Genomic DNA, 582 nt, shown 5'->3' with positions numbered 1-582 from the left:
GGGCGAGGAGCCCTGCTTCCCGCCGCTGCCCGTCCGCTACGCCGACTTCGCACGGTGGCAGCGTGACCTCCTCGGCGACGAGGACGACCCGGCGAGCCTGGCCGGACGCCAGCTCGCCCACTGGGAACGCGCCCTGGCCGGCCTCCCCGACCAGCTGGAGCTGCCCGCCGACCGGCCCCGGCCGCCGGTCGCCGAGCACCGCGGCGGCTCCGTGCCGCTGCGCATCGGCCCCGAAGTGCACGCCGCCCTGGACGCGTTCGCCCGGGAGAACGGCGCCACCTGCCACATGGTGCTGCAGGCCGCGCTGGCCGCGGAGCACGCGGCGGTGTACGGCTACGGCGTGGTCGGCGGACGGATCGGCGAGCAGCGGCGCACGGAGGCGCGCACGGCGTACGACGCGCACCGGGCGCGCAGGGACGCGCTGGTACGGGACGTGAAGGGCGCCGGGGGCACGCCGGTGGCCGCCGCGGCCGGGTACGCGCTGCCGTTCCCGGTGCCGGACGCGGCGGCGGCGGCGCGGCTGGCGGCGGAGCTGGAGATGCGGGTGGCGGGCGTCTACGCCGACCTGGTGCGGTCGAGCGG

Annotated in this window: 1 protein-coding gene and 1 pseudogene; both read left to right on the top strand. The window is 79.0% G+C overall.

Going from position 1 to position 582, the window contains the following annotated elements; genetic code table 11:
• Nucleotides 1–25: 25 nt before the first annotated feature.
• Nucleotides 26–250: pseudogene (locus LPA54_RS35460) on the top strand (hypothetical protein); the annotation flags it as partial.
• A gap of 36 nt (nucleotides 251–286) precedes the next feature.
• Nucleotides 287–582 (top strand): ferritin-like domain-containing protein (locus tag LPA54_RS35455; protein WP_228984693.1); only part of this gene is annotated, 296 nt, incomplete at its 3' end.

This window comes from Streptomyces sp. DH12 (genome assembly GCF_020873895.1).
In the GTDB taxonomy this organism is placed as follows: domain Bacteria; phylum Actinomycetota; class Actinomycetes; order Streptomycetales; family Streptomycetaceae; genus Streptomyces.
Note: the sequence above shows the minus strand (reverse complement) of the source record. Positions and strands in the feature narration are given on the sequence as shown.